Below are 23626 nucleotides of genomic sequence, written 5' to 3'. Positions count from 1 at the left end.
CGCGTGCGTCGTGGTGCGCTCCTGCTGGCGGGGCTCCTCTCCGCGTGCACCCCGCCCGAGCGCCACTTCCCGGCCGAGCCGGAGCTGACCGCGCTCCTCGAGACACGCGTTCGGGAGCGGCGGGCGGTCGGGATCGCGGTCGGCGTACTGGAGGCGGATGGCTCCGCCACGATGGCGTTCGCCGGCAGCGCGGGCGTGGGCGCGCGGCCGCTCGGCCGACGGTCGGGATTCGAGATCGGCTCCATCACCAAGACGTTCACGGGCGTCCTGCTGGCCGAGATGGTCCGGGCCGGGGAAGTGCGCTACGACGATCCCGTGTCCCGCTACCTTCCCGGCGGCGTGCGCGTCCCCTCCCTCAAGGGCCGCGAGATCACCCTCCTCGATCTGGCCACCCACCACTCCGGGCTCCCCGGCGTGCCGGACAACATGACCCCGGCGGATCCCTACAATCCCTACGCGGACTACTCGGTCGCGCAGATGTACGCGTTCCTCTCCGGCTTCACGCCGGAGCGCGAAGCAGGCGCGGCCTACCAGTACTCCAACATCGGCTTCGGGCTGCTCGGCCACGCCCTCTCGCGGGCGGCGGGTTCCGGGTACGACGAGCTCGTCCGCGAGCGAATCCTGGGGCCGCTGCGGATGGATGGAACCGCGATCGGGCTGCGCGGCGAGCTCATGGTGAAAGGGCACGACAAACAGGGCGAGATCGTCCCCTACTGGGACCTGCCCACGCTGGCGGGCGCGGGTGCCTTCCGATCGAACCTGGACGACCTGATGCGCTTCCTCGCCGCCAGCCTGCGGGCGCCGAAGACGGAGCTGGAGCGCTCGATCCGCGCGACGCACACGGCGCAGCGGACGGTCACCGACACCACCGCCAACCGCATCGGCATCAGCGCGATGGGCATCGGCTGGCAGATCCGGTCGCGGGGCGGCTCCAGCGTAGTCTGGAAGGATGGCGGCACGGCGGGTTTCCAGACGTTCATCGGGTTCGATCCCGAGCGGCGGATCGGGGTGGTGGTGCTCTCGAACACCAACATCGAGGTGGACGACATCGGATTCCACCTCCTGGACCCGAGCTCGCCGCTGGGAGCGCCTCCCCCGATGCCCCCTAGCGGTTCTTGATGGCGATGCTCTCCAGCACGTCCGCCACCGCCTCGATCCCATCGATCGCCGTCTCGAGCTTGTCGTAGATCTCCTTCCACTTGAGCGTCTCGATGGCGTCGGGCTGGCCGGCGAACAGCCTGGTCATCACGCGCTCATAAACCGCGTCGCCCTCCTCGCCGAGCGCCTGGATCTCGCGAAAGGGGTCGCGGTCGATGCCGGAGGTGCGCAGGTTGCCGACCGCCGTGGCCACGAGCACACTGCCCCTCAGCAGGACCCCGGCCAGCTCCCGCGCCCCCTCGTCCGCCCGCGAGATCTCGAACGCCGCCACGTACGACGACGCATCCTCCACCAGGTCCACCACGTTGTCCAGCCCGCGCGCGATGGCGTACAGGTCCTCTCGATCGAACGGCGCGACCAGCGAGCCGTCGAGCCGCGACGTGATCTCGTCGGTCAGCTCGTCGGCCTCGTGCTCCTCCGTGCGGATGCGCCGCTCCAGCCGGGCGGGCTCGCGGGGGTCCTGGAAGAGCCGGTTGAGCAGGTCCGCCGCCGTGGTCAGGTGCCCCGCCAGCGTCTCCAACTCGTCGAAATAGCTGTCGTCCTTGGGGAAAAGCCGGACCATGCCGTGCTCCGTGTGCGGGTGAAAGACCCCCTGCGCCGTCGTCTCGCCGGATCAGTGCAAACGGCAATCCCACAGGAAAAGGCATCACACAGAGACACAGAGGGAACGGAAAGGCCACGGAGAACCCCTTCTGCTTTTCTCTCCGTTTCCTCTGTGGCTCTGTGTGAGACCAGCCGTCCTCAGTCGCTGAGGCGCTCGACGGCTTCGTCCACGGCGGCGAGGTCGACGGGGTTGTCGATGTCGCTGTGGGCGGCCTCCACGAACGAATCCTTTTGCTCCGCCAGCGCCGCGCGGTGCGCCTCGGGGACGAGCTCCCGCAGATCGCGAAAGGTGCTCAGCAGCTTCTTGGTGATGGTGGGGTTCTCCGCGCCGTTGTGGCGGATCTGGTCGAACGCCAGCCCCACCGCGCGCTCAAAGGTGGTGTACCGCGCGATGAAGATGCCCTCCCCATCCGCGCTGTCGTAGAGGGGCGCGCTTCGGGCGAGCTCCAGCAGGATCTCGCTCAGGTGGTCGATGCAGCGGAGCGCGGTGGTGGGGTCGTTGATGGCGGGCGACAGCGCCTTCACGGCGATGTCCGCGATCTCGATGATCCCGAACTCCACGTCCTGCTCCGGCGTGCGCTCCATGCCGACGATGAAGCCCGCCACGATCTGCCGGGCCGTGGCGGCGTCCAGCGCGTCCGGCGGCCACACGGAGGCGAGCGGCTGGCCGGGGAGGGTGAAGTCGCCGATCTGCAGCTCCATGCGGATCACCATCTTCCGCGCGCGGGCGAGCCGGCTCAACCCCTTTGCGTCCACCGCCTGCAGGTAGCCGGAGCGGGGCGCCCCCACCAGCGCGGGGGTGCCGGCGGGCTTCGGGTGCGGGAGGGGCGCGGGGGCGTCGTGGGCCAGCCGGGCGGGGAAGAGCTGGCGGATGTGGCCCACCGTCTCCCTCGTCACCCGCCACAGGATGGTGGCGACCTGGATGGAGCGCGCCGCGTGGTTGATGAAGAAGATGAGGAAGCCGATGCTCACCAGCACCAGCACGACCGAAACGGTGACCGCCACGCGGGGCACGAACACGTCGCCCGGGGTGTTCCCCGAATCCACCGTGCGGAGCACGAGCAGGGTGTAGGTGAAGGTGCCGATGAAGACGCCCAGCACCACCTGGTTCGCGCGGTCCGCGGTGAAGTTGCGCAGCACGCGCGGGGTGAACTGCACGCTGGCGAGCTGCAGCGCCACGATCGTCACCGAGAAGACGACGCCCGTGACGGTGATGAGGCTCCCCGAGATCACGTTGAGGACCCCGCGCGCGCCCTCCGCGCCGCCGCCGAACGCCCACGCGCTCTCCGGAGAGGTCTGCAGCAGCCCGCGCCGCTCGGCGGTGGTGATCGCGGCCGCCAGCACGGCCGAGAAGAGGGTGAGCAGCGTGGGGAGGAACCACAGGCTGTCTCTGACGTGCACCCACGCCATGCGAATTCGCGGAATCATCTCTTTTCCTGTGAGGCATCGAGGCCACTCGCTGCCTCGTGAGACAATTCCCGTGCCTACGAAGGGCCTTTCACACAGAGACGCGGAGGCAACGGCAAGGGCACAGAGGAACTCACCGTGTTCCTCCTCCTCTTTCAGTTGCCTCCGCGTCTCTGTGTGAGGCCAGTTGCCGTTGGCGGCTGGCGTCAGGGTTTGGTCCAGATCGCCGAGATGCGGTCGCCCAGGGGAGTCACCTGGTGCAGGCGGTATCCTTCCGCGGCGCGGGCGTTGTAGTCCTGCTGGAACTGCGCCGGCGTCTGGCCGAAGCGCTGCACCCAGTGGCCCGGCACCTTCTCCCAGATCGCCCCGTAGCGCGTCTCCGCGCCCACGTTGTACGCGGTGAAGCGCACCGGACGCATCCCGTTGGCCCACATCTCCTCGAAGCGCTTCTGGTACTCCGCGGCCGTCATCCCCACGTAGGTGGCATCGCCCTGCGTGGGGCGCTTCACCCACACGCCGGCGTACATGGGGCCCGCGGCGGTGAAGTAGCCCGCCACCTCCGTGTTCACGAAGCCGCTGTTGTGCATCTGCGTCCAGAACGCCGCGAACTGCGCCTGCGTCTGGCCCAGCCGCACCTCGAACTGCCCCTGGATCGGCGCCCAGATCGCGTTGAAGCGGGGGCCGTTGGGGGTGGCGAGCACGTGGATGCGCTCCGGGCGGAAGCCGTTCGCGCGGAAGCTCTCGAAGGCCTGCTGGAACTCCGGCTGGGTCATCATCGACCGCACGGGGCGGTCGGCGCCGGGCTGGAACGACGCGGCGAAGAAGGTGTTGCTCCCCACCCGGTGGCTGGCCAGCGTGACCGGCCACAGCCCGCGGTGCACCCAGTAGTTGAAGCAGGTCTGGAAGCCGGCCGCCGGCAGCCCCGTGAAGTCCGCGAAGCAGGGCGGCACGATCAGCATGCGCCGGTTGGGATGCTGGAGCGCGGCCCTCATCCGCTGGACCTGCCCGGCCGTGAACGTCATCGGCTCGCAGGCGAAGTAGCTCATGATGTTGTTGCGCGCCGGCGAGTACGTGTAGCTGAACGCCTGCCCGGACGTCTTGGTGCCGCTGATGGTGTACGTGTTGTTGCCGCTGCAGAACGCCCAGCTCTGGTTCTTGAAAAAGGTGGTGCCCGCCTCCGCCGGGGTGTCGGCGATCCCGTCGCCGTCAAGCGCGCTCTGCTCGCCGCCGTTGTCACGGATGTACGCGGCCGCCAGCGCCATGGTCCCGGTGCCCCCGTCCTGCGACCCCGGAAAGGTGTGCGGCAGGTTCAGGAAGTGCCCGATGTCGTGCACCAGCTGCCAGATGTTCTGCACCGACTTCTCTCCGTCCGCCACGTTGGGGGTCACGTCGGCGGTGACGGTGGACGGGGCGAAGCCGGGCATGGCGATGAAGTTGACCCCGGTCTGCGGACCCCTCGACCAGCCGTTGCCCGTGTTGCCGCCGCCGTTGTCGCGGCGAAAGAAGACGACCATCTTCCCCGGGTACTTCGCCGCGATCTCGTTGGCCGCCTTGGTCGCGGGGGAGTCGCTGCTGGAGCCGAAGTGGTTGAGGAGGGTGCTCTTCAGCTCCTCCCAGTCCGGCCCGGTGGGGCTGGGGTTCCACTCGATCCGGATGTCGGCCGACGACGCGGCGAAGACCTGGTTGGCCTTCTGCACCCACTGCTGCACCTGCGCGGGGGTGATGTCGGTGGCCTGCGATCCGTCGTCGTTGGATACCTTGATGGCGTGCATGCGCAGCACGTACTGCGGTGCCGCGGCAGGCAGGGCCACCGGGGCGGAGCGGCCGGCGTACACCGCGGCGGGGGTGGCGAGCAGCGCGAGTAGCGCCGCGGCGCGGATGGCGAGGGCGGAGCGCGTCATGGGAGGGGGGTGCGCGGGGAACGGGAAGGAGCCTCTTGATGTGCCGCCAGGGCACCTTCCATACCTGATCGTAAGTCTTTGCGCCGCACTGCCGTACCTCTTCCGCGCGGCCCGTGGATGTCCCGCCGCTGCCCCAGGTGGGGCGCGTCAGCCGCTGAGGAAAAGTATGGTTGTTGCAGCGCGCGGCCGCTCACGCCAACGATCCGCCCACTGGAGCACCGATGACCGAGCACAGCAACATCGACCCGGCAGAGAGGAAGGAGCTGGAGGAACGGGCGTCGGTGGAGCCGGAGCAGGGGGCGATCCGGGGGGACGTGCCGAACGGGGAGCAGGCCAACGCGTGGGAGAGCGCCAAGATCGGCCTCGCCAGCGAGGGTGGGGTGCGGCGAGAGATGGCGCGCGCCGGAGAACCCCCCGCCACGGCCGCCGGCGAGGCGTTCCACGGCCGCATCCACGCGCAGCCGCCGGCGGAGCACACCGGGCTGCGCCTGGGCGAGGTGCAGAAGACCGCCGCGGGGATCAACGCCGTGCGCGTTGCGATGAAGTACACGCTCAACGAGATGGGCGCCGCGGACGGCGCGCGCATGCTACAGAAGCTCAACCAGGAGGGCGGCTTCGACTGCCAGAGCTGCGCGTGGCCCGATCCGCCCGCCGGCGAGCGGCCGGCGTTCGCGGAGTACTGCGAGAACGGCGCAAAGGTCACCGCCGAGGAGAACACGCGGAAGCTGATCGACCCCGACTTCTTTCGCCGCTACAGCGTCGCCGAGCTATCCGAGAGGTCCGACTACTGGCTGGCGAAGCAGGGGCGCATCGACCGCCCGATGGTGCTGCGCGAGGGCGCCACGCACTACGAGCCGATCGATTGGGAAGAGGCGCTCGGGCTGGTGGCGAAGGAGCTCAGGGCGCTGGACTCGCCGGACGAGGCGGCGTTCTACACCTCCGGGCGCACGGCCAACGAGACGGCGTTCCTCTACCAGCTCTTCGTGCGGCACTTCGGCACCAACAACCTGCCGGACTGCAGCAACATGTGCCACGAGTCCAGCGGCAGCGCCCTCACCGACTCCATCGGGATCGGCAAGGGCACGGTGACGCTGGACGACGTGCACCACGCCGACCTGCTGATCAGCATCGGCCAGAACCCGGGATCGTGCCACCCGCGCATGCTCACCGCGCTCCAGCGGCTGAAGCGCAACGGCGGCAAGATCATCGCCATCAACCCCCTTCCCGAGACGGGGCTGAACCACTTCAAGCACCCGCAGGACCTCAAGCACCCCGGCCGCATCCTGAGCGTGCTGGTGGGCGACGGCACCCCCATCGCCGAGTTCTTTGTGCCGGTGCGCATCGCGGGCGACGTGGCGCTCCTGAAGGGCGTGCTCAAGGAGATGCTGGAGGAGGAGGTGCGGCGCCCGGGGACCGTCTTCGACCACGACTTCATCCGCACCCACACGCACGGCTACCAGGCGTTCGTCGAGGACCTGCGCGCCGAGAGCTGGGACCTGATCATCGAGCAGAGCGGGGTGGAGCGCGCGCAGATCCGCACCGTGGCGGAGGTGGTGATGCAACACGAGCGCATCATCGTGGCGTGGGCGATGGGGCTCACGCAGCAGCCGGACGCGGTGAGCGCCATCCAGGAGATCGTGAACCTGCTGCTTCTCAAGGGGAGCATCGGGAAAAAGGGCGCGGGCGCGCTCCCCGTGCGCGGCCACAGCAACGTGCAGGGCGACCGCACGGTGGGCATATGGGAGCGGATGCCGGACCGGTTCCTGGACGCCATCCAGCGGGAGTTCGGCTTCGACCCGCCGCGCCACCACGGCTACGACACCGTGGAGACCATCAAGGCGATGCACGCGGGGAAGGTGAAGGTGTTCTTTGGGATGGGCGGCAACTTCCTCTCCGCCGGGCCGGACACGGAGTACACCGCCGCGGCCATGCGCCGCTGCCGCCTGACGGCGCACGTCTCCATCAAGCTCAACCGCGGACACCTGGTTACCGGGAGGCAGGCGCTGATCCTTCCCACCATCGGCCGCGCCGAGCGCGACGTGCAGCTCACGGGCGAGCAGTTCGTGACCGCCGAGAACTCGATGGGCGTGGTGCGCACGTCGCGCGGCGTGCTGGACCCCGCGTCGCCGCACCTGAAAAGCGAGCCCACCATCATCGCGCTCCTGGCCACCGCCACGCTCGGCGCGCGCAACCAGGTGGAGTGGTACTCGCTGATCGCCGACTACGACCGCATCCGCGACCTGATCGAGCGGGTGATCCCCGGCTTCGACGGCTACAACCGCCGCCTGCGCGAGCACGGCGAGCTGACGCTCCCCAACCTCCCGCGCGACCGCCGCGAGTTCAGCACCACGACGGGGAAGGCCAACTTCACCGTGCACCGCATCCGGCCCGTCGAGCTGGAGCCAGGGCAGCTGGTGATGATGTCGATGCGCAGCCACGACCAGTTCAACACCACCATCTACGGCCTGGACGACCGATACCGCGGCATCTACAACGAGCGCCGCGTCGTGATGATGAATCCAGAGGACATCCGCGAGCTGGGTCTGAACGCGGGCGACGTGGTGGACCTGACGAGCCACTTCCGCGGGGAGGAACGGGTGGCGCGGCGCTTCATCGTGGTGAAGTACCCCATCCCCCGCCGCTGCGCCGCCACCTACTATCCCGAGACCAACGTCCTGGTCCCCATCGGCAGCGTCGCCGCGCGCAGCAACACCCCGACGTCCAAGTTCGTGATCATCACGGTGGCCCCCTCCCCCCAGCCCCCTCCCCCGCCTGCGGGGGCGCAGGGCGGGTGAGGGGGAGAACTCCGAACGCGGCGCGATTCATCGTCCCGCGATGCGCTCGCATACGATCTTGAAGACCCCTTCCTGGTTGGTGCGCCCGTCGTTCATGTGGCCCGCGAAGATGTTGGGGATGTTGCGCACCATCCGCTCGTTCAGATACGCCTGGTGCCGCAGCGTCACCCAGTGGAATGTGTCGCACCGGTAGACGCGCTCGTAGTACAGTGCGTTGTACTTCACCTCCCGCGCGCTCGGCCACTCCTCCTCCCCCGCGAACACCGCGCGAATCCACACGCGCTTCCCCCCGCCCTCCGCCGGCACGACGGTGGACGTATCCATGAACACGTTGTCGTCCTGGATCAGCACCCACTTGGCGGGGTCCATCGACTGCGCCGCGGCGGGCCTGGCCAGTACGCAGAGCGCGGCCGCGAGCGCGAGGAGGAGTCGGGGGATGGTCATGGGGCGGGAATGTTGAGGGGAGAACGCCGGAGGGGCCCGCTCGGCCCAATGTACACGCGGTGCAGCACGCGGAGAAGCGCGTTGCACGCTGCCCAACCCGTCTCCGCCACCCGCCTTTCACACCGATCCCGTAGGGGCGCGATTCATCGCGCCCGCCCTCTCCACCGCCCCGACCTCCGCCCTTCGCACCAACCCCGTAGGCGCAGACCTGCGTGTCTGCCCACCCTTGCCTCCCCCTCGACCCTCGCCGTATGCACCGTCACCTGTAGGGGCCGCCCCGCGTGGCTGCCCGTGCCCGCCACCGCCGCGACATTCGCCGGCCGCGCAACATTCGGCGGACCATCAGGCGTTCGGCGCGGCCAGCGGGCGGCGCAGGGCCGCGCGGGCGGCGTAGTAGCCGCACATGCCGTGGACGGCGCCGCCGGGAGGGGTGGAAGCGGAGCAGAGAAAGAGTCCGTCCACCGGCGTGGAGTACGGGTTGCGGCGAAAGGCCGGGCGGAAGAAGACCTGCCGCAGCGTCATGGCGCCCGCGCTGATGTCGCCGCCCACCAGGTTCGGGTTGTGGCGCTCCAGCGCGGAGGGCGGCATCACGCTGCGCGCGAGCACCACGTCGCGAAAGCCGGGGGCGAAGCGCTCGATCTGCGCCTCGATCGCCTCCGTCATGTCCACGTCGTTGCCGAAAGGGACGTGGCAGTACGCCCACGCGACGTGCTTCCCCTCCGGCGCGCGCGTCGGATCGAAGAGGGTGGGCTGCACCAGGAGGACGAACGGCTTCTCCGGGACTTCGCCGGCGAGCGGCGCGTGCTCGGAGGCGGCGATCTCGTCGAGGGTGCCGCCGAGGTGGACGGTGGCGGCGCGGCGGCACTCCGGGGAGCGCCAGGGGATCGGCTCGGAGAGGGCCCAATCCATCTTGAACGAGCCGGCGCCGTATTGGTAGCGCTCCAGCGCCCCTCGGTAGCGCGCCGGCAGCCGGTGCCCTGCGATGCGCAGCACCTGCCGCGGCGTCAGGTCCAGGAGGATCGTGCCGACCCCGCGCAGCTCGTCCACGTCGTCCACGGGCGCGCCGGTGACGATCTCGCCGCCCAGCGACCGGAAGTACGACGCCAGCGCGGCGGCGATGCTCCGCGACCCGCCGCGCGCGATCGGCCAACCCACCGCGTGCCCCGCCGCCGCCAGCGTCAACCCGAACGCCGCCGTGGGAGACTGCGTGAGCGGGACCATGGAGTGCGCCGCGTTCCCGGCAAAGAGCGCGCGGGCCCGGTCGCCACGGAAGGCGCGCTTCGCCAGGCCGTATGCGGGGCGCACGGCGGTGAGGCCGAAGCGGGCCAGGAGAAAGGGGTGGTCGGGGAACTCCAGCGGGCCCAGCACGTCCTCCGCCAGCGTCAGCCAGCGGTCCGTCCAGTGGCCGAGCAGCTTCTTCCACGCCCGCGCATCGGGGCCGAGCGTGGCACCGGTGGCCTCGATGGAGCGCTCCAGCATCGCCACGGAACCATCGTCGAACGGGTGCGCCAGGCAGGCGGGGGAGTGCACCCACTCCAGCCCGTGCTCCTCTAGCGGCAGCGTGCGGAAGAAGGGAGAGGAGAGCGCGAGCGGGTGCACGATGGAGCAGACGTCGTGCAGATAGCCGGGGAGCGTCAGCTCTTCCGTGCGCATCCCGCCGCCGATGGTGTCCGCCGCCTCGCGTACGACGACGGAGCGCCCCGCCCGCGCCAGCGCGATCGCAGCCGACAGCCCGTTGGGCCCCGAGCCCACCACCACCGCGTCCGGAACGCTCATAGGAGAGAAGAATAACGGAAGAAAAGCATCACACAGAGACACAGAGGGAAAGGCAAGGGCACAGAGAACCCCTTGTTCGTTCTTTCAGTTTCCTCCGTGGCTCTGTGTGAGGCCATCTGTTAGCCCGTGAGGGGGGTCGGGGGGGTGAGGGCCTCCGGCGCCCGCGCCAGCTGCACCACGAAGGTCGTGCCCTCGCCCACCACGCTCTCCACGGAGAGGGTGCCGTTCATCAGGCGGAGGAGCTCGCGGCTGATGGCGAGGCCCAGGCCCACGCCCTGGCGCGTCTCCGCGTCGGAGTTGCCGGCCTGGATGAACGGGCTGAAGATCGCCTCCATCCGCTCCGGCGGGATGCCGCGGCCGGTGTCGCTCACGCGGAGGGCGACGGTGCCGTCGGCGGGGACGCATTCGAGCACCACGCGGCCGCCCGAGTCGGTGAACTTGGCGGCGTTGGTCAGCAGGTTGAGGCACACCTGGATCAGCCGCTCGCCGTCGGCCAGCACGTGGAGGGCGGCGTCGGGCGCGCGCAGCTCCAGCGCCACGCCGCGCTTGGCGAAGAGCGGCTGTACCAGGGGACGCAGCTCCTCGATCGTCTCGCGCAGGGGGACCGCCGCGATCTCGATCTGCACCTGACCGGCTTCCAATCGCGCGAAGCTGAGGATGTCGTTAATCAGGGTAAGGAGGTGCTCCTGCGCGCGCACGATCCTCCCCATCGCCTCGCGCTGCAGCTCGGTGACGGGGCCCTGCACCCCCATCTCCACCAGCTGCGCGTAGCCGCCGATGGCGTTGAGGGGGGTGCGCAGGTCGTGCGACATGCGCGCCAGGAACTCGCTCTTGGCCCGGTTCGCCTCCTCGGCTGCGGCGCGGGCCTGGGCGGCGTCTTCAAAGAGGCGCGCGTTGTCGATGGCCACCGCCGCGCGCCGGGCCAGGTCCTCGGCCAGCGCCACCTGGGCGGGGGTGTAGGTGGAGCCCGGGACCGTGCGCAGGAGGCCGATGGCGCCCAGCACGTGGCCTCGGGCGGCGAGCGGCACGAATAGACCCGCCTGCGAGCGCAGAGCGCGGAAGACCTCCAGCTCCTCCGGCGTGCGGGCGATGGTCGTCAGGTGCTCGTCCGGCACCACGGCCACCTGGCGCACCTCGCCGGAGCGGATGGCGTCGGCCACGTAGCTGGTGGGGTGGTCGCGGGTGGGGCGGTAGTGCCGCTCCAGCGCGCGCACCAGCGGCTCCTTCTCCGGGTCCGCGTGGGCGGCCGCCACGCCGCGGTGCTCGCCGTTCTCCTGCGTGAGGTAGATGACGCAGTAGTCGCCCAGCACGGGCACGGCCAGCCGCGCCACCGCGCGCAGGGTGGCGTCCATGTCCAGCGAGTCGGCCAGCACGCGGCTCGCCTCGGCCAGGAAGCGGGTGCGCTCGGCGCTGGCGCGCAGCTCCTCCTGGGCGGCCTGCGTCTCCGTCTCGGCGCGCCTCAGCTCTACGGCGTAGCGCAGGGAGGCCGCCAGCCGCTCGGGGGTGATGCCGTCCTTGGGGAGGTAGTCCGCGGCGCCCGCCTTCATCAGCGCCACCGCCACCCGCTCGTCGCCCTGCCCGGTGAGCATCACCACCGGCGCGTCCACCCCGGCCGCGCGTATGGAGCGCAGCAGGGTGAGGCCGTTGCCGCCGGGGAGGTTGTAGTCCAGGAAGACGCAGTCGTACGCGCCGGCCACGGCCAGCGCCAGCGCCTGGGGGACGGCTTCGGCTTCGTCCACGGCCGCGTCCACCCCCGCGCGCGCGAGCGCACGGCGAATCGCCATCCGGTCCACCCGGTCGTCGTCCACCACAAGGATGCGCAGCCGCGGCTGCGCATCCCCGGTGGAGACGGCGGGCGGATCCAGTGGCTCGGTCACGGCATCTCCACGAGCGCCCAGTACTTGTTGAGGGAGGCCATCGTTTCGCAGAAGTTGCTGAAGGTGACGGGCTTCAGCAGGTAGCCCGCCACGTGGAGGTTGTACGCCTCCACCTTGTCGCGCTCCGCGTCGGAGGTGGTGAGCACCACCACGGGCGTGGGGCTCAGATCCGGGTCCGCGCGCAATTCGCGCAGGAACTCGATGCCGTTCATGCGCGGCATGTTCAGGTCGAGCAGAACCAGGCGCCGGGTGCGCGGCAGCTCGTCGCCGCGCAGCATCTCGAGCGCTTCAAGGCCGTTCCCCGCCACGAAGAGCGGGTTGGAGATGTTCCCCTTCTTGAAGGCGCGGCGGATGTTCATGACGTCCACCTCGTCGTCTTCCACCAGCAGGATGTTCAGCAGCTTGTCATTCATTCCCGGTGCTCTCCTCATGCGCCTGGGGCCACAGGAAGCGGAAGGTGCTCCCCGCTCCCTCTTCGGATTCCACCCACACCCGCCCGCCGCGGCTCTCCACCAGCTTCTTGACGATGGAAAGCCCGATCCCCGTTCCCTCAACCTTGTCGCGCGCTTCGAGCATCTGGAAGATCCCGAAGATGCGCTCGTGGTACTCCGGCGCAATCCCGGGGCCGTTGTCGATGACGGCGAACTCGCACATCCCCTCCTCCGACTCGCGCGACTCCACCCGCACCAGCGGCGCGTCGCCGCCCGCGTACTTCACCGCGTTGCCTATCAGGTTCATGAACACCTGCTGCAGCGGCAGCCGCTCGGTGTGCACCACGGGCATGCCGCCGGCCACCTCCACGCGCACCCCCTCCGGCGGGGCGATCAGCTCCACCACCTCCTCCACCAGCTCCGCCGTGTCCACCCGCACCGCGTTCTCCTTCATCCGCCCGGCGCGCGAGTACTGCAGGATCCCCTCGATCAGCCCCTCCATGCGGTGCACCCGGCCGCGCAGCAGCTCCATGTGCTCCCTGACCTCGGGGCTCACCTCGCCGCCCAGGTCTTCCTCGATCCAGGTGGAGATGTTGCTGATCCCCCGCAGCGGCGCCTTGAGGTCGTGGCTGGCGACGTAGGCGAACTGGTCCAGCTCGCGGTTGCTCGTCTCCAGGGCGCGCGCGATCCGCGCCAGCTCCTCGGCCTTGCGCTCCACCTCGCGGCGCGCGAGCACCTGGGTGGTCACGTCCACCGCATGCACCAGGATGTCGCGCCCCTGCGGCCCCTCTCCCGCCAGCGGGCGCCACACCATGTTCCAGAAGCTGTCCTCCACCACGCCGCTCCCCCAGCGCTCCAGCGGGATCCTCAGCTCCGCGTCCAGGTACGGCTCGCGAGTCTCGTACACGTGGTCGAGCAGCTCGATGACCCCGGTGCCGGCAAGCTCGGGGAACACTTCCGCGAACGGGCGGCCCAGGGCGCTCGGCTTCCCCACGATGCGCTCCCAGGTGGGGTTCACCATGGTTACGACGTGCTCCGGGCCGGTGTACAGCGCCATCACGGCCGGGGCCTCGGCGAAGATCTGCTCCAGCCGCGCGCGCCCGGTCTCCAGCTCGCCGATCAGCCGCTCGCGCTCCTCCTCGGCGCGGCGGCGCGCGGTTACGTCCTGCACCGTACCCAGGAAGCGCGCCGCCCGCCGCGCCGCGCCCGTGCCCTCGAAGAAGACGCGGCCCACGGCGCGCACCCAGCGCACGTCGCCATCCTTCCACACGACGCGGTACTCGGTGGAGAAGTCCCCCTGGCCGGCGGGGTCGAGCGCCCGCGCCACGGCCCGGTTGGCGGCCTCGCGGTCGTGCGGGTGCAGCCGCTCGGTGAAGTCGTCGAAGGTGACCTCGCCCTCCTCCGGAACGCCGAAGATGCGGCGGGTGCGCTGGTCCCAGCTGAGGGTGCTGCTCACCGTGTCCCAGTCGTAGATCCCCACGTCGGCCGCTTCCACGGCCAGGCGCAGCCGCTCCTCCAGCTGCTCCACCTCCTGCCGGGCGTGGACCTGGTCGGTCACGTCCACCGCGTGGATCAGGATGCCGCCCACGGAGCCGTCGGCTTCCGGGAGCGCCTGGAAGACGAAGTTGTAGAACCCCTGCTCCAGCTTACCCTCCCCCGTACGGTCCAGCAGGGCGGGGGTCTCGTTCCCCACCTGCGGCTCGCCCGTGGCGTACACCCCGTCCAGCATCGCGACGAAGCCCTGCTCCACAACCTCCGGGATCGCCTCACGGAGCGCCTTCCCCACCAGCTCGCGCCCGCCCATGAGCGAGATGTACGGCGCGTTCGCCATCTCGAAGACGTGGTCCGGCCCGCGCAGCACCGCGATCATCGCCGGCGCCTGCTGGAAGACGGTGCGCAGGCGCGCACGCTCCAGGTCCAGCTCTCGGATCAGGTTTTCGCGCTCCTCCTGGGCGCGGCGCTCCGCGTCCACGTCGTCCAGCACCACCAGCGCGCTGGTGAGGTCGCCCCGCGCGTCGCGCAGCGGCACGCCCGTGATCTGCACCCACGCGGGGGTGCCGTCGCCGCGCTGGTAGAGGTACTCGTCCGGCCCGGCGGCCTGGCCGGTGGCGAAGACGCGCGCCAGCGGAAACTCGTGCCCCTCCACCCGCCGGCCGTCGCGGTGGAAGGCCACCCAGCGGTCGTACTCCTCCACCCCCGCCGACTGCAGCACGGGGTGGCGCACGATCTCCTCCAGGCGGCGGTTCCCCATCACGATGCGACCGGTGGGTGCCTCTGCGATCAGGATGCCGACCGGCGCGTGGTCGATGATGGCCGCCAGGTGCGTCCGCTCGCGCGCCGTCTCCTCGTTGGCGCGCTGCAGCTCCTCGTTGGACACCTCCAGCTCCACCTGCACCTCTTCCATGCGCAGCGCCTGCAGCTGCAGCTCCTCCTTCTGCGCCTCCAGCTCGGCGGCCTGCTCCTCCATCATCCGCTGCGTTTCCACCTGCTCCGTCACGTCCACCCCGTGCACCAGGATCCCGCCGACGGAGCCGTCCGCCTCGGTGAGCGGCTGGTAGACGAAGTTGAGGTAGCGGGCCTCCGCCGCGGCGCCGGGGGTGCGCTGCAGCTCGATCTTCACCCCGTTGCCCACGAACGCTTCGTTGCTGCCGTACACCTGGTTCAGCAGATCCAGGAAGCCCTGCTCCGCGGCTTCGGGAATCGCCTCGCGCACCGGCTTTCCGATCACCTCGCGGTGCCCCACCAGCTGGGCGTAGATGGGGTTGGCCATCTCGAAGACGTGGTCCGGCCCGCGCACGGTGGCGATGAAGGCCGGCGCCTGCTCGAAGGCGCTGGCCAGCCGCGTCCGCTCGAACTCCAGCTCGGCCAGCAGCCGCTCGCGCGACTCCTCCACCCGCGCGCGGTCGATGGCCAGCGCGATCCCGTCCGCCACGGAAGCGAGCGCCCCCATCGTGCGCTCGGACAGCGTCTGGCGCGAGAACATCGCGATCACCCCGATCACGCGCCCCTCCACCATCAGCGGGTAGCCCGCGAAGGAGACCATCCCCTCGCGGCGCGCCCACTCCTTGTCGCCCACCCGCTCGTCGGTAAGGACGTCGTTGGTCAGGTGCGGCGCCGCCTCCTGCGCGATCTTGCCGATCTTGAAGGCGCCCACCGGCACACGGCCGTGCGGGCCGTCCAGGTGGGTGTACATTCCGGCGCTGGCCTGCAGCTCCAGCACCTGCTCCTCTTCGTTGAGCGTCCAGATGCGGGCGAAGGCGGCGTCGAGCTGCGCGGTGATCGCCTCCGCGCACCCCTGCAGCACCTGGCGCAGCGGGCCGCCGCGGGTGAGCGTGGTGCCGATCCGCGCCGTCAGCTCCGCTTCGCGGCCGCGGGCCTCCGCCTCGTGCTGCTCGTACCGCTCGGCGGTGATGTCGCGCGCCTCGATGATGGTGCCCACCGTCGCCCCGTCGCGGCGGATGGGCGAGGCCGTGAACGACACCGGGTACAGGTGCCCGTCCTTGTGGACGAAGACCTCCTCCCCCTGCTCCCGCATGTTCTGCGGAAAGGCCTGGTCGATGGGGCACTCTTCCAGCGGGTAGTGCGACCCATCCGGCCGGGTGTGGTGGATGTAGTAGTGCAGCTCCTTCCCCTGCAGCTCCTCCAGGCGGAAGCCGGTGAGCTCCTCGGCCGCGCGGTTCATGTACGTGCAGCGCTGGTGCTCGTCCATGATGAAGAGCGCCAGCGTCGCGTTCTCGGCCACCGTCTCCAGCTGCCGGCGGTACAGATCCGGGTCGCTGGCCGGGGCGTCGGCCATGCGCGGGTGCGGGGAAGTGCTTTCGGTCACTTCGATCTCGGGATGAGGGGTGGGTTGCGTCATCATCGGCCCGGGAGCGCGCGCCGCAGGCTCTCCACGATGCGGCCCGGGGTGAGCTCCGCCTTGTCGATGTAGTCGGCCGCGCCGCTCTCGCCGAGCTGGGCGGCCACGCGGTCGTCCTGCTGCCCGGTGAGCATCACCACGGGGATGTCGATTCCCGCCGCGCGCAGCCCGCGCAGAAAGGTGAGCCCGTCGCCGTCGGGAAGGTTGTAGTCCAGGAATACGCAGTCGAACGCCTCGGCCGTCAGCAGGTCGATGGCGGCGAGCACCGCGTCCGCCTCACCGACCTCCGGAGCCATGCCGGTCTGCGCCAGCGCGCGCCGCAGCGCCATGCGGTCCACTCCGTCGTCGTCCACCACAAGGATGCGCAGAGTGCGCCCGGCTACCTGGCCGGGCGTGCTCCCGTCTTCTTCGTCCCTCTTCGGCTTCACGGAACCACCACCCCCGGTTGTGCGTCACCTCACCGCGGCGTGCCAAGCGGAAGGCGGAGCCGCGCCCACCCTCGCGCCAGCCCCGCCGCCCGGCTATCCGCATGAAAGCCATCGGTCTACGCAATGTCCGTGCACGCCCCGCCATTGACGTTTCGTGCGCGGTGAGGGTACACTGCCCACCGCAGTGGACGCGCGGCACCGGCACTCTTTGTGGACGACCATGGAAGCGGACGGGAGCGGGGAGGGGGACGAGATCGGCGGCGTTCCCGTGGTGGCCGCGGTTCGGGAAGCGCTCTCCGGGGCGGACACCCTGGTGGAAGGCGTGCGCCGCGTGCTGGCCGAGATCGGGGAGTCGATGGGGTGGCTCTTCGGCGCGTGCTGGCACGTGGACGGAGGCGTGCTCTGCGTGCGGCAGACGTGGTGCGCGCGCGCGTACCGCAGCACCAGCTTCGAGGCGGACAGCCGCGCGCACGCCTTCCACCCCGGCGAGGGGCTCCCGGGGCGCGTGTGGGCCACGGGGCGGCCGGTGTGGGTGGAGGACGCGCTCGTAGAGAGAAACTTTCCCCGCCACGCCGCCGCCGCCCGCGAAGGACTGCGCGCGGCAGTCGCCTTCCCCGTGCACTTTGACGGCAAGGTGTACGGAGTGCTGGAGTTCTACACGGACTGGCTGCGCACGCCCACCCCGGCGCTCCTCCCCGTCTTCGAGCGGCTGGGCGAGGAGATCGGGCGGTTCATGAGCGGGCACGGTGCCGCCGCCGGCGGGGAATAGCCCGCACCCCTCGAGAGGAGAGCAGGCCGTGCACGGAATCGTGATGAACCAGTTCCGCCAGTACGTCACCGACCGCCTGGGCCGCGACGCCTGGTTCCCGCTCGCCGAGTCGGCGGGCGTCCCCCCGGAGAACCACCGGCTGGACGGCATCTACCCCGACGAGCAGATCGTCGCGCTGGTGCTGGCCGCCAGCCGCCTGACGGGGCGCCCGCTGAACGAATTGCTGGAGGATTTCGGGGTCTTCATCGCCCCCGCCCTGCTTCGCGTCTACGCACCGCTGATCGACCGGGATTGGCGCACGCTGGACGTGATCGAGCACACGGAGGAGACCATCCACACGGTGGTGCGCGCGCGCATGCCCGGCGCCGCGCCCCCCGCGCTCCTGGCCCGCCGCGTCTCCCCCACCGAGGTGCAGATCGACTACCGTTCCAAACGCGGCCTCTGCTCGCTGGCGGAGGGGATCGCGCGCGGCATGGCGCTCCACTTTGCCGAGGCGGTGGACGTGGACCAGCCCGAGTGCGTGCACCGTGGCGGCGAGCGCTGCCTGATCTCCGTGCGCCTGGTGGAGGGCGCGCGGGAGGCCTGAGCGGTGGTCCGGGGTGTGCAAGCGCGGTCCGGACCCCGCGGCGGGCGTTCCCACCCGCGCGCGGCCTCCCGAGCAGAACCGGAGTACCGATCTTGAGCATCCCGACGAACGAAGCCCCCCGCGCGGTGCACGATCCCGAGCGGGTCGCCGCGCTGCACCGCACCGGCCTCCTGGGCAGCGATGCCGAGGAGGCGTTCGACCGCATGACGCGCCTGGCGGTGAAGCTCCTGCGCGTCCCCGCCGCCTTCATCTCGCTGGTAGACTACGAGCGCGACTTCTACGTGAGCGCGCACGGCTTCGGCGAGCCGCTCGCCACCTCGCGCGAGCTGACCGGGCGCACCTTCTGCCACTACGCCATCGAATCCGACCAGCCGCTCGTCATCAACGACGCGCGCGCGGACCCGGTGTACAGCCTCGTCCCCACGGTGGAGTCGCTGGGCGTTGCGGCGTACGTGGGCGTCCCGCTGCCGGGCCCCGAGGGCCACATCCTGGGCTCCTTCTGCGCCATCGACCACTCGCCCCGGGCCTGGACCCCGGACGAGGTGGACATCCTGAGCGAGCTTGCGTCCTCCGCGCGCCGCGAGATCGAGCTGCGCCACCGCGCGCGCCACGCCGAGGAGCAGACCCTCCGCCTCCGCGAGCTCGCCTCCGAGCTGACTGCCCAGGTCGCCGAAAACCGCGCCCTCGCCGACGCCCTCCGCGAGGCCCGCGCGCCGGTGTAGGGTGCGTCATTCAGGAGCGGTGTTCCAGGAGCGGCGGGCCCGGAGCGGCGCAGTCGGGGCGGGGACGGAGAAGCGGGATGACAGGAGTGGGGAGGTAGATGCGCGACCTGGACCGGGTGTTCCGCGGATTAGCGGGGTCCCGCTTCCGGAGCCGGTTCCGGCTGGGGGCGGCGGACCGCGCGTACCTGGAGGCGAAGGGGCTTCCCACGATCCTGGTGCACGCGGCGGACTTCGTGGCCCGGCGCCTGGCCCCCGCGAACCCCGCCAGGGACGGCAAGCAGACCCCCTTTCGCGGCCACCCGGTCTTCGTGGCGCAGCATGCCACAGCCACCTGCTGCCGCGGCTGCCTCCAGAAGTGGCACGCCATCCCCGCCGGCCGCGAGCTCACGGCGGATGAGCAGGCGCACGTGGTGTTGGCGATCGAGCGGTGGCTGTCGGGCGAGTGAACTCGCTGCAACAAAGCACAAAGTCCGCCTTCGCGGACTCCGGGTCTGATGTTGCGTTTTTCGAGCCGGCTTTAGCCGCCTTCCCGTGGTTCCAGCCGGGGGCTTCAGCCCCCGGTGCCTTCGCCCCCGGCGCCTTCGCCCCCGCACCCGGCCCTCACACCGCGCACGACCCGTCGTCGCATCCGTCCGCGCCGGGTTGCGGAGCGGCGGCGGATTCGCGGGCGACGGTCTCGAAGGCCTGGAGGAACGCGGAGGCCGGCTGGGCGCCCTGCACACCATACCGTCCTTCGAAGACAAAGGTGGGAACGGCGGTGATGCCGAGCTGCCGCGCATCGCCGATCTCGCCCTTCACCTCCGCCAGCCCCTCATCCGACGCCAGGTACCCGCGCACCCGTTCGGCATCCATCCCCGCGGCGGCGGCGAGGCCGGTGAGGACCGCGGGGTCGCCGATGTCGGCGCCGCGGGCGAAGTGGGCCTCGAAGAGCTGCTCCGCCAGCGCGTGCTGCACCGGCGGGCCAAACTCGTGCTCGGCCAGGCGCAGGAGGCGGTGCGCGGCGAGCGTGTTGGCCGCCAGCGCCCGCTCGAAGTCCATCGTGATCCCCTCCCCGCGCGCCGCCTCGGCGACGTTGCCCGCCATCGAAGCCGCCCCCGGCCCGAACTTCTCCTTCAGCGCATCCAGGAGCGGCCGCGCCGTGGCGGGCGCCGCCGGATCGAGCTGGTACGGCCGATACACGACCTCCACCTCACCCGCCCCGGGAAACGCCGCCAGCGCCCTCTCGAACCGCCGCTTCCCGATGTAGCACCACGGGCACGCGACGTCGGAATAGATCTCGATCTTCATATGGTCTCCAGGGAAGGGAAGTGCTAAGTCCCAAGTGCTAAGTGCTAAGTGCTAAGTGCTAAGTGCCAAGTGCTAAGTGCTAAGTGCTAAGTGCTAAGTGCTAAGTGCTAAGTGCTAAGTGCTAAGTGGGAAGCGCACTCACGCACTCACGCACTGCCGTTCAGGACTTGGCACCTAGCACTTAGCACTTCTGTTCTTACGCCACCCGCAGAATCCTCTCCAGCGGCAGCCGGTGCTGCGGGAAGCCTTCCTCAGCGCCGCGTCCGATGGCGATCAGGGCCGGGATGCGGGCGTTCTCCGGCAGGTTCAGGAGCGCCTTGACGGCAGCGGGGTCAAAGCCTGCCATCGGCGAGGTCTGGTAGCCGCGCGCCTCGGCCGCCAGCAGGAGGTAGCCGAGGGCGATGTAGCCCTGGCCCTGCCCCCACGTCTCGCGCTCGTCCTCGCTCTGCTTCGCGAACATGTTGCGGACGGTGCGCTGCGTCGCCTCCTGCTGCTCGGGGCTCATCCCGGGGTGCACGATGGCGTCGAGGTTGTCCAGCGAGTCCTTCATGTCCGTGTAGAGGACGATGACGGCGGGCGCCGAGTGTACCTGGCGCTGGTTGAACGCGGCGGCCGCGAGCCGCTCCTTCAGCTCGGGCGTCTCCACGACGACGAAGCGCCAGGGCTGCACGTTGAACGCGGAAGGCGCCCGCCGCACCACGTCGAGGATCTCCTCCATGTCTTCGCGCGGGATGGGGACCGGCTCGTAGGCACGGATCGAGCGGCGCTGCTCCGCCGCCTCGCGGACGTTCAGGAAGTCGATGCTGGTGTTCATCATGGCTCTATCCCTTCAGGTGAACTTCGTTCTGCGTTTTGAGTATCAACTATACAAAAGGAAGTAGATTGCGTCAAGGAGTCCTTCTTGTCTATCGTAGAAGCCATGAATGCGCACACGCCGCTCTGCCCGCTATTCCATCGCGCCGTCGAGCTGGTCGGCCGGCGCTGGACGGGCGCCATCATCTTCGTCCTGCTTCGGGGGCGCACCCGCTTCGCCGGGCTGCGCGCCGCGATCCCGGACATCACGGACCGCATGCTCTCCGAGCGCCTGCGCGAGCTGGAGCAGGAGGGTGTGGTGGAGCGGTGCGTAATTCCAGACACGCCGGTGCGCGTGGAGTACGCGCTCACCGAAAAGGGCCGCGCGCTCGCCACCGCCGTGGATGCGCTGGGTGCGTGGGCGCACGAGTGGCTCGACCATCGAATCGAGCAGGCATCGTAAAAGCGTTTCACACAGAGACACAGAGGGTACGGAGAGAAGAACAGAAAAGGGGTTTCTCTGCGGCTTGTAGTTCCCTCTGCGCTCTCTGTGTGAGGATTTTCATGAAGACGCCCCCCGCGCTGTGCTGCGCGGGGGGCGTCTTCGTGGTGTGCCACAGAGGTCAGCGGCGCGTGGGCGGGACGAGCTCGTCCACCAGGCGCTGCACGCGGTACACGTTGCGGAGCGCTTCCAGGATGCCGGCCGAGTGCACCGAGATCGTGCGGTTCTGCGTCTCGTCGAAGATGAAGTTCCCCGGCAGCGACTGCAGGTTGCCGTCGAAGATCAGTCCCACCACCTCCGAGTTCCGGTTGATCATCGGCGAGCCGCTGTTGCCGCCGATGATGTCGTTGGTGGAGACGAAGTTGAACGGCGTCTCCAGCCGCAGGCCGGCCGGCGGCGTGTCCCAGCGCGGCGGAAGGTCGAAGTCGCTCGTCTTCTGGTCGAAGCCGTACGCGCGGTTGTAGAGACCGTAGAAGGTCGTCTTCCACGGCATGATCGTGCCGTTGGCCTCGTAACCCTTGACCACGCCATCCGCGATGCGCAGCGTGAAGGTGGCGTCGGGCGGTACGTCGGTGCCGTAGACCTCGTAGAAGGCGCGTCCCAGCAGGTTGCGCTGCGCCGTCTCGCGCACGTTGATGGCCGCCATCGCCCGCTGCCGCGCCACCACCACCGGCGCCACCTGCCGGGCGAGCGCGATCACCGGGTCGGTGGAGGCCTGCACCGCGGCGGCGCCCCCGGCCAGCAGCTGCCTGCGCGCCGTGGTGTCCGCCAGGGTGTACGACGAGACGATCTGCGTGGCGGCCTCGTCCGGCGAACGGCCGGCGAGCACCAGGCGCAGCACCGAGTCCTGCGGAACGTTGCGCTGGGCCACGCGCAGCAGCTCCGCCAGCTCGATCACCTGCTCGCCGCGCGACGCCGTGAGCGGGGCTCCGGCCGCACCGCGGAACTGCGCCTCGCCTCCTGCCGCGCGCACCACCGCCATCGCCTGGCCAAGCGGGCCCGAGTTGAGGTAGGCGTTGTAGAGGAGCCCGGGAGCCAGCGCGCGGCGCTCCGCCTGGAACGCCGTGATCGAGTCCCACGCGGCGCCGTAGCGGGCCGCGCGCGCGGGGTCGCCCTGCACGGCCGTGCGGAAGCGGCGCTCCCAGTCCACCTTGCGGGCGAAGAGGGCCGGGTCCAGCGCCCCCTGGCGGCGGCCGGTGATCGCCTTGATGGAGTTCTCGATGCTGAACACGTTGTCGCGCAGCTCCAGCCCCCGCGCCGGGTCCGCCTGGCCGATGCGCTGCAGGGAGGTGCGCTGCGCGTTCAGCACCGCGAGCTGCGCCGGCTGGGCGACGTCGCGGAGGTACTCGAGCTGCGCGTTCGTGAGCTGGCGCTGCGTCGTCCCCGGGTTGCCGACCACGAACACCGGGTCTCCCTCGCGGGCGCCGGCGGCGCTCCAGCGGAGGTAGTTGGCGGGGCGAAAGGGGCGCCCGTTCTCGTCGTACACCCGGTACAGCGCCATGTCCAGGTTGTAGCGCGGATAGTTGAAGTTGTCCGGGTCGCCGCCGAAGAAGGCGATCGCCTGCTCGGGCGCGAACACCAGGCGCACGTCGTCAAACCGCTTGTAGCCGTAGCGGCTGTAGCGGCCGCCGTTGTAGAATTCCACCACCTGGTAGCGCATGCGGTTGGCGGAGTCGGGCCGCTCCAGCTCGCGGCGCACCGCCATCTGCCGGGACTGGCGTTCTTCCTGCGTGCCCTCGCCCACGCTCGCGGCCACCCGCTCCGTCACGTCTTCGATGGAGACGAGCTGCTCCACGAACAGGTCTGGAACGCGGCGCTCCTCGGCGCGCGTGCGGGAGATGAAGCCGTTGGTGAGCAGGTTCTCGCCCGCGCGCTGCACCGGGTCCAGCGTGGGGACGCCGCAGTGGTGGTTGGTGAGCAGCAGCCCCTCCGGCGACACGAACGACGCCGAGCACCAGGTGGCGAAGCGCACCACCGAGAGCCGCACGTTGTCCAGCCACTGCTGCGTGGGGCGGAAGCCGTAGGTGCGCTGGAAGTGGTCCAGCGGCGGGAAGTCGAACGTCCACATCCGCCCCGTGTCGAACGGGCGCGCGCGGATGGTGTCGTACGACGACGCAGCCCGGGCCGCGGCGGGTGCGGCCTGAGCCGGCATCGGCTCGGCGGCGCGGGTCGGGGCCGTGACGGGCTCGTTGGACGTACGGGCCGTGCCGCACCCGGCCAGCACGGCGGCGAGCAGGAAGACGGTCGAACGCATCTGGGTCATCACACGGAAGTGGGGTTGCTGGGATC

At 70.3% G+C, this 23626-nt stretch carries 19 protein-coding genes; 7 read left to right on the top strand and 12 right to left on the bottom strand.

The features are described from left to right. Positions 1-3: 3 nt before the first annotated feature. On the top strand, positions 4-1119 hold the full coding sequence (locus VF584_19695) for a serine hydrolase domain-containing protein (GenBank protein ID HEX8212409.1): 1116 nt from the start codon (positions 4-6) through the stop codon (positions 1117-1119). Here VF584_19695 and VF584_19690 read toward each other — a convergent pair. The 3 genes from VF584_19690 to VF584_19680 form a co-directional block, all read right to left on the bottom strand. Beyond that, positions 1106-1720, bottom strand: a complete 615-nt coding sequence (locus VF584_19690; GenBank protein HEX8212408.1) for a DUF47 family protein — start codon at positions 1718-1720, stop codon at positions 1106-1108. The genes VF584_19695 and VF584_19690 overlap by 14 nt on opposite strands. A 179-nt stretch (positions 1721-1899) precedes the next feature. Further along, positions 1900-3189 (bottom strand): DUF2254 domain-containing protein, encoded by a 1290-nt coding sequence (locus VF584_19685; GenBank protein ID HEX8212407.1) that lies wholly within the window; start codon positions 3187-3189, stop codon positions 1900-1902. A gap of 185 nt (positions 3190-3374) precedes the next feature. Then, positions 3375-5069 (bottom strand): M43 family zinc metalloprotease, encoded by a 1695-nt coding sequence (locus VF584_19680; protein ID HEX8212406.1) that lies wholly within the window; start codon positions 5067-5069, stop codon positions 3375-3377. A gap of 221 nt (positions 5070-5290) precedes the next feature. Here VF584_19680 and VF584_19675 point away from each other — a divergent pair, with 221 nt between their 5' ends. Beyond that, a complete protein-coding gene (locus VF584_19675; GenBank protein HEX8212405.1) occupies positions 5291-7864 on the top strand; it encodes an FdhF/YdeP family oxidoreductase in 2574 nt (857 codons plus the stop codon). A 27-nt stretch (positions 7865-7891) separates the two neighbouring features. Here the strand turns inward: VF584_19675 and VF584_19670 are convergent, their stop codons facing one another. From VF584_19670 to VF584_19645, 6 genes are all read right to left on the bottom strand, one after another. Then, positions 7892-8308, bottom strand: a complete 417-nt coding sequence (locus VF584_19670; protein ID HEX8212404.1) for a hypothetical protein — start codon at positions 8306-8308, stop codon at positions 7892-7894. A gap of 342 nt (positions 8309-8650) precedes the next feature. Next, on the bottom strand, positions 8651-10084 hold the full coding sequence (locus VF584_19665) for an NAD(P)/FAD-dependent oxidoreductase (protein ID HEX8212403.1): 1434 nt from the start codon (positions 10082-10084) through the stop codon (positions 8651-8653). A 119-nt stretch (positions 10085-10203) separates the two neighbouring features. Then, on the bottom strand, positions 10204-11961 hold the full coding sequence (locus VF584_19660; GenBank protein ID HEX8212402.1) for an ATP-binding protein: 1758 nt from the start codon (positions 11959-11961) through the stop codon (positions 10204-10206). Beyond that, the gene (locus tag VF584_19655) at positions 11958-12374 is read right to left on the bottom strand and encodes a response regulator (GenBank protein HEX8212401.1); all 417 of its coding nucleotides are present in this window, start codon (positions 12372-12374) and stop codon (positions 11958-11960) included. Before VF584_19655 ends, VF584_19660 begins: the two co-directional genes overlap by 4 nt. Then, the gene (locus VF584_19650) at positions 12367-16218 is read right to left on the bottom strand and encodes a PAS domain S-box protein (GenBank protein ID HEX8212400.1); all 3852 of its coding nucleotides are present in this window, start codon (positions 16216-16218) and stop codon (positions 12367-12369) included. Before VF584_19650 ends, VF584_19655 begins: the two co-directional genes overlap by 8 nt. 32 nt (positions 16219-16250) lie before the next feature. Then, positions 16251-16679 carry a response regulator gene (locus VF584_19645; GenBank protein HEX8212399.1) on the bottom strand — a complete coding sequence of 143 codons (429 nt, stop codon included), beginning with the start codon at positions 16677-16679 and terminating at the stop codon, positions 16251-16253. A 220-nt stretch (positions 16680-16899) separates the two neighbouring features. Between VF584_19645 and VF584_19640 the strand changes: the two genes are divergently transcribed. The 4 genes from VF584_19640 (at position 16900) to VF584_19625 (ending at position 19202) form a co-directional block, all read left to right on the top strand. Further along, positions 16900-17448 (top strand): GAF domain-containing protein, encoded by a 549-nt coding sequence (locus VF584_19640; protein ID HEX8212398.1) that lies wholly within the window; start codon positions 16900-16902, stop codon positions 17446-17448. A gap of 28 nt (positions 17449-17476) precedes the next feature. Further along, entirely contained in the window at positions 17477-18034 is a 558-nt protein-coding gene (locus VF584_19635; protein HEX8212397.1) for a heme NO-binding domain-containing protein, read from the top strand. A gap of 92 nt (positions 18035-18126) precedes the next feature. Beyond that, a complete protein-coding gene (locus tag VF584_19630; protein ID HEX8212396.1) occupies positions 18127-18756 on the top strand; it encodes a GAF domain-containing protein in 630 nt (209 codons plus the stop codon). A 98-nt stretch (positions 18757-18854) separates the two neighbouring features. After that, positions 18855-19202, top strand: coding sequence for a DUF4186 domain-containing protein (locus tag VF584_19625; protein ID HEX8212395.1), 348 nt, complete (start codon positions 18855-18857; stop codon positions 19200-19202). Between the two features lie 154 nt (positions 19203-19356). Here VF584_19625 and VF584_19620 read toward each other — a convergent pair whose 3' ends face one another. Beyond that, positions 19357-20043: a DsbA family oxidoreductase gene (locus VF584_19620; protein HEX8212394.1), complete on the bottom strand. Its 687-nt coding sequence runs from the start codon at positions 20041-20043 to the stop codon at positions 19357-19359. Positions 20044-20239: 196 nt separating this feature from the next. Beyond that, a complete protein-coding gene (locus VF584_19615) occupies positions 20240-20860 on the bottom strand; it encodes a nitroreductase family protein (protein HEX8212393.1) in 621 nt (206 codons plus the stop codon). 84 nt (positions 20861-20944) lie between these two features. On the opposite strand from VF584_19615, the gene VF584_19610 reads away from it, so the two are divergent. Next, a complete protein-coding gene (locus VF584_19610; protein ID HEX8212392.1) occupies positions 20945-21298 on the top strand; it encodes a helix-turn-helix domain-containing protein in 354 nt (117 codons plus the stop codon). A gap of 160 nt (positions 21299-21458) precedes the next feature. Here the strand turns inward: VF584_19610 and VF584_19605 are convergent, their stop codons facing one another. Beyond that, positions 21459-23591, bottom strand: a complete 2133-nt coding sequence (locus tag VF584_19605) for a S46 family peptidase (protein HEX8212391.1) — start codon at positions 23589-23591, stop codon at positions 21459-21461. Between the last annotated feature and the right edge of the window lie 35 nt (positions 23592-23626).

It is taken from the genome of Longimicrobium sp., from assembly GCA_036389135.1.
Taxonomy (GTDB): Bacteria; Gemmatimonadota; Gemmatimonadetes; order Longimicrobiales; family Longimicrobiaceae; genus Longimicrobium.
Note: the sequence above shows the minus strand (reverse complement) of the source record. Positions and strands in the feature narration are given on the sequence as shown.

Bases quoted from the DNA above. Each gene is read 5' to 3' on its own strand.
- VF584_19690 (HEX8212408.1), bottom strand. From the start codon at position 1,720: ATGGTCCGGCTTTTCCCCAAGGACGACAGCTATTTCGACGAGTTGGAG.
- VF584_19685 (HEX8212407.1), bottom strand. From the start codon at position 3,189: ATGATTCCGCGAATTCGCATGGCGTGGGTGCACGTCAGAGACAGCCTG.
- VF584_19680 (HEX8212406.1), bottom strand. From the start codon at position 5,069: ATGACGCGCTCCGCCCTCGCCATCCGCGCCGCGGCGCTACTCGCGCTG.
- VF584_19675 (HEX8212405.1), top strand. From the start codon at position 5,291: ATGACCGAGCACAGCAACATCGACCCGGCAGAGAGGAAGGAGCTGGAG.
- VF584_19670 (HEX8212404.1), bottom strand. From the start codon at position 8,308: ATGACCATCCCCCGACTCCTCCTCGCGCTCGCGGCCGCGCTCTGCGTA.
- VF584_19665 (HEX8212403.1), bottom strand. From the start codon at position 10,084: ATGAGCGTTCCGGACGCGGTGGTGGTGGGCTCGGGGCCCAACGGGCTG.
- VF584_19655 (HEX8212401.1), bottom strand. From the start codon at position 12,374: ATGAATGACAAGCTGCTGAACATCCTGCTGGTGGAAGACGACGAGGTG.
- VF584_19640 (HEX8212398.1), top strand. From the start codon at position 16,900: ATGGAAGCGGACGGGAGCGGGGAGGGGGACGAGATCGGCGGCGTTCCC.
- VF584_19625 (HEX8212395.1), top strand. From the start codon at position 18,855: ATGCGCGACCTGGACCGGGTGTTCCGCGGATTAGCGGGGTCCCGCTTC.
- VF584_19620 (HEX8212394.1), bottom strand. From the start codon at position 20,043: ATGAAGATCGAGATCTATTCCGACGTCGCGTGCCCGTGGTGCTACATC.
- VF584_19615 (HEX8212393.1), bottom strand. From the start codon at position 20,860: ATGATGAACACCAGCATCGACTTCCTGAACGTCCGCGAGGCGGCGGAG.
- VF584_19605 (HEX8212391.1), bottom strand. From the start codon at position 23,591: ATGCGTTCGACCGTCTTCCTGCTCGCCGCCGTGCTGGCCGGGTGCGGC.